The organism is Streptomyces sp. NPDC005805, assembly GCF_040630445.1.
Taxonomy (GTDB): domain Bacteria; phylum Actinomycetota; class Actinomycetes; order Streptomycetales; family Streptomycetaceae; genus Streptomyces.
Map to the genome: position 1 here is coordinate 1 of NZ_JBEXXN010000109.1, position 4896 is coordinate 4896.

General features: G+C 70.3%; 3 protein-coding genes and 2 pseudogenes. All 5 read right to left on the reverse strand.

Annotated features, from left to right (window positions below; translation table 11 throughout):
* Window positions 1-70, reverse strand: a pseudogene (locus ABZ457_RS30400) (ATP-binding protein); the annotation flags it as partial.
* Window positions 51-629, reverse strand: coding sequence for a DUF742 domain-containing protein (locus tag ABZ457_RS30405; RefSeq protein ID WP_359164248.1), 579 nt, complete (start codon window positions 627-629; stop codon window positions 51-53). The gene ABZ457_RS30405 and the pseudogene ABZ457_RS30400, both read right to left, overlap by 20 nt.
* Window positions 630-719: 90 nt before the next feature.
* Window positions 720-1133, reverse strand: coding sequence for a roadblock/LC7 domain-containing protein (locus ABZ457_RS30410; RefSeq protein ID WP_005311461.1), 414 nt, complete (start codon window positions 1131-1133; stop codon window positions 720-722).
* Window positions 1134-1143: 10 nt separating this feature from the next.
* Window positions 1144-4434 carry a nitrate- and nitrite sensing domain-containing protein gene (locus ABZ457_RS30415; RefSeq protein ID WP_359164253.1) on the reverse strand — a complete coding sequence of 1097 codons (3291 nt, stop codon included), beginning with the start codon at window positions 4432-4434 and terminating at the stop codon, window positions 1144-1146.
* A 357-nt stretch (window positions 4435-4791) separates the two neighbouring features.
* Window positions 4792-4896: pseudogene (locus ABZ457_RS30420) on the reverse strand (ATP-binding protein); the annotation flags it as partial.

Sequence of the window (4896 nt, forward strand, 5' to 3'; positions counted from 1 at the left end):
CGCCCGCCACCACGATCTTCGCGCTGGTGGTTGAGCGGGCTGCACCGCCGCTAGAGCTTGCGAAGTCCACTGAGCACCCTTTCGAGCAGTGTCACGTCAGGCTGGCCACCCGCGGCCTCGTCGCCGCCGGGCTGATGAATGGCGACGAGCCCGGCCTCCGCCAGGTCGGCGACGAGGATACGGGCAACGCCGAGGGGGATGGAGAGAAGTGCCGAGATCTCGGCGACCGACTTGATCTCGAAGCACAGCCGGCAGATCCGCTGGTGCTCGGGCAACTGCCCTTGCAGCCGCGCGGGATCGGCCGTCGTACTGACCAGCGCCTCGATGGCGAGCTGGTAGCGCGGCCGGGTCCGGCCGCCGGTCATCGCGTACGGACGGACCAGGGGGTTGTGCCGATTTCCGCCCTGCGCGGTCGCCGGCTCCGGCGCCCGTCGCGGGGCCACCGGCTGGATGCGCGGTGCGCCCGGCTGGTCGTACGACGGCGCGTACGGCCCGGGCTGCGGCTGCTGGTAGGGCCGGCCGCCTCCCTGCCCGCTCGGCGAGGAGGGGAAGTTGAAGCGATTGTGGGAGTGCTCACCCTGGGGCTGGTGCGCACCGTCATAAGGGTGTCCGCCTGGGGGTGTTGCCACGTTTCCTCCTCCGACCGCCGGTCGCCGGTCCCTGTGGGGCCGCGCCACCGCACCTTATGGTGCGGTGGCGGGAAATGCACTGTCCGTTTGTCAGTTGAGAAGACTTCCCTGGAGCTCTGCGCGCAGATCCGGGGTGAGGACACTGCCCGCACGGTCCACCAGGAGGGCCATCTCGTACCCGACGAGACCGATGTCGGCCTCCGGGTGGGCGAGAACGGCCAGTGACGATCCGTCGGAGATCGACATGATGAAGAGGAAGCCGCGCTCCATCTCCACCACCGTCTGGTTGACGGCACCGCCTTCGAAGATCCGGGACGCTCCCGCGGTCAGCGAGGTCAGCCCGGAGGCGACCGCCGCGAGCTGATCGGCGCGGTCACGCGGGAAACCCTCGGACATCGCCAGCAGGAGTCCGTCGGCGGAGACCACCACCGTGTGCGACACCCCGGGGGTGTTGTCCACGAAGTTGGTGATCAACCAGTTCAGATTCTGCGCCGCCTGGCTCATCGGGCTCACACTAACGCTCCTGGTTGTAGGTACTACCCGGGCCACTGTGACGATCGTAAGTGGCCGGTCCGTTCGTGTCCGTCCCCGCGCTGCGCCCCTGCTGGACACCGCGCCGCAGGTTGCTCAACCTGCCGCGCACGTCCTCCGGGGCACGGGAGACCTGTGGGCCGCCCTGCGGGGTCTGCTCCGCCGTTCCCTCGACGAGGTTGGCCTTGGGCACCCGCCGGGGGAGACCGGAGGAGGTCACACCGCCCGCCTTCGGGTCGCGGAGCTTCTCCGCCCGCTGCCAGCGCTCGTCGTTGGCCGAGCGCCAGTCGCCGGTGGAGGTGTCGTTTCCGCCGCCCGCTTCCTGGCCGCCCTGCGGCGCGTTCGCGGCCGGCTGCTGCTCCGCGGACTGCTGCCACTGCTGCTGCGGGGAGCGCTGCCCGGAGGCGGCCGGCTGGCCGCCGCCGCGGCGCGGGAGGCCCGAGGCGGTCAGTTCGTGACTGCTGCTCGGCGAGGGTCCCGGACGCTCGAAGCCTACGCGGTCGGAGCCGTTAGCGGGAGCGTCCTGGGAAGATTCCGGTTCGGTGCGGTACTCGGGCTCGTAGGAGGTCTGGTAACCCTCCTGCTGCTGCCACTGCTCCTGGTGGGAGCCGTTGCCATAGGAGCCGTCGTACCCCTGGGCGGCGGGCTGGGAGGCCGTGAAGTCGCCCTCCGCATAGCCGCCCTGGTGCGAAGCCCGGACATCCTGCTGCTCGGGGTAGCCGCCGTTCGCCGGGTAGCCGCCGTTCGCCGGGTAGCCGTCGTAGCCCTGCTCGTCGTAGCCCTGACCGGCGCCGGCGCCGTTGGCCGCACCGTAGGGCTGACCGTTCTGCGCGCTGTAGTCCTGCTGCTCCGGCGCGTAGCCCTGCGCGGCGTACTCCTGGTCGTACTCGCCGGCGTACTCCTGCTGCTCCTGCGGGTACGCGGCCTCGTCGCGGAAGAGCGGGCGGTCGCCGCCGTGGGCCTGCGCCTCCAGCGCCGCGCGGCGCTCCTCGCGTATCAGCGAACGGCCCACGGGGTCGAGCTGGGTGCCGTCGCCGGACGGCTGCTCGTAGCGCGAGTCGTCGAAGCCGAGCTCCGCCGCGGTGCGCAGCGGGGCGCTGTCGAAGGACTGCTGCTGCGGGATGATCTGCGAGACCGTGAAGTCGTCCTCGGGCAGCGCCTCGCCGCCACCGCCGTGGGTGATGGCGTCCGGGAGCATGACCAGCGAGGTGGTGCCGGCCTGCTCGCCCGAGGGGCGCAGCTGGACGCGGATGCCGTGCCGGTCGGCGAGGCGGCCGACCACGAAGAGGCCCATGCGCTGCGAGACGGCGGCGTCCACCGTCGGCGGGTTGGCCAGCTTGTGGTTGATGTCGGCGAAGTCCTCGGCGGTCAGGCCGATGCCCTTGTCGTGGATCTCGATCATGACGCGGCCGTCGGGCAGCCGGGTCGCGGTGACGCGGACCTTGGTCTGCGGGGAGGAGAAGGTGGTGGCGTTCTCCAGCAGCTCGGCCAGCAGGTGCACGAGGTCGGTCACGGCCTGGCCGTGGATCTCGGTCTCGGGGACGCCGGTCAGCTCGATGCGCTCGTAGGACTCCACCTCGGAGGAGGCGGCGCGCATCACGTCGACCAGGGGCACCGGCTGGTTCCAGCGGCGGCCGGGCTCCTCGCCCGCGAGGACGAGGAGGTTCTCGCCGTTGCGGCGCATACGGGTCGCCAGGTGGTCCAGCTTGAAGAGGTTCTCCAGCTGGTCCGGGTCGGCCTCGTTGTTCTCCAGGTCGGTGATCAGGGTCAGCTGGCCCTCGATCAGCGACTGGTTGCGGCGAGAGAGGTTGGTGAAGATCGCGTTGACGTTGCCCCGGAGCATGGCCTGCTCGGCGGCGAGCCGCACGGCCTCGCGGTGGACCTGGTCGAAGGCGCGGGCGACCTCGCCGATCTCGTCCTGGGAGTCGATCGGGATGGGCTCCACCCGGGTGTCCACCCGGCCCGGCTCGGTGCGGGAGAGCTGGTCGACCAGCATCGGCAGGCGCTGCTCGGCGATGCCGAAGGCGGCGGAGCGCAGCTGCCCCATGGAGCGGCTCATCTGGCGGGCCATGAAGCCGGCCAGGATGAACGCGGCGAGCAGGGCGACGACCACGATGGCGCCGGTGGTGATGGCGTCGTTGCGGGCGTCGCCGGAGACCGTCGCGGCCTCCTGCACGGCCCGGTCCACGAGGTCCTTCTCGATCTCGCTGTAGCCCTCGAACTTGGCCGTGGAGGCGCCCATCCAGGTCTCGGGCGTCACGTCCTGCTTCTTGAGCTGGGAGGGCGTGGAGTCCGAGCCGATCGCGGCGGCCATGCCGGTGAAGACCGACTTGTCCGGGCCGACCGGCGGGTTGAGCCCGGCCGCCTTGAGGCGCTTCTCGCCCTCGGCGGCCTTGCCGGCCATGACCTGCTGGAGACGGGCGGTGTCCGCCTCCGTACCACCGGAGACGTACTCGCCGATGGCGATCTGCTCCAGGTAGTTGTACGAGTTGAAGGCGACCTTCTGCTGGTCGAGGACCTTGTCGGAGCCCGGCCGGAGCAGCAGGTGCATACCGATGGAGCGCTGGAGGGACGCGGCGGCCTTGGAGAGCTGGATCGCGTACACGGTCCGGCCGTAGGCGGTCACGTTGCCGGTGCCGAGGCCGAGCTCGTTGGAGAGCTCCATGAGCACGTGCTGGACCTTGACGTAGCCCTCTTCGGTCTTCACCGGGTCCAGGGCGCGGGAGTAGGCCGCCTCGCGCAGCTTGGCGAGCGCGGGCTCCTCCTTGTCGAAGAGCTCCAGGCGGCGCTCCAGGCGCTGCTTGAGGCCCTCTCCGGAGGGCATGTCCTTCACGGCCTCGCGGAACTTCTCCGCGGCGGCGTCGGTGGCCTCGTACGCCTCGGTGACCTGCGGGCCCTTGCGGTCGGCCTCGCTGGTCGCCAGCAGCAGGGTCTGGGCGGTGAGGTCGCGCTCGTTCAGCAGCGCCTCGCCGTACTCGGCGGCGGCGCGCACGATCAGCGCGGTCTTCTCGGCGTCCTGCGCCTCGCTCCAGGTGTCGATGGACTGCTTCACCTGGAAGCCGCCCATGACGAGCCCGACGAGCACGGGTATGAGGAGGATCGCGTTCAGGCGGGTGGGCACCCGCCAGTTGCGCGGGGACAGCCTGCTGGAGCTGCCGGCGGCCGGGGAGCCGTTCGAAGCACCCGAGGCATCCGCAGGCGACGCCGCTGTGCGCGGCGGGGTGAAGTTGCCCCGCGCCTGATGCTCTGCGGAGCTCGTTTTGCTTCGCTTCACTCGACCAACAACCTCTCGGCGTCGGCACCTACGCTGTGCCGTGGTTCGTTCGTAGCCGTACTGATGCGGCGGTGCCGTACTACTCGGCAGTTCGACGAATTCCAGCACGCCGGACCGCCCCGGTCCAAACACCTGGAATCTGGGATTCCGGGGCCTGGGGACCACCGATAAAACGGGCATAAAGAACGAGCCTCGGCAAAACGCGAGGCTCAGGTGAGCACAGTGACACGATCCGTGTGCGGCGGGTGGCCGCTCCGGGGCAATTCTCTGTCGAAATGTTATGAACACGGAGGCGGGCCGTGTCGAACGACACAGCCCGCCTCCCCGCCCGATACGACAACTGCCGTATGGCGTCGTCTACTTGAGCCGCGCCATGAGGGCGTGTTCGACGAGGGTGATGAGGGCGCTTTTGGCGTCGGCGCGGTGGCGTGCGTCGGTGGTGATGATGGGGGTGTCGGGGCC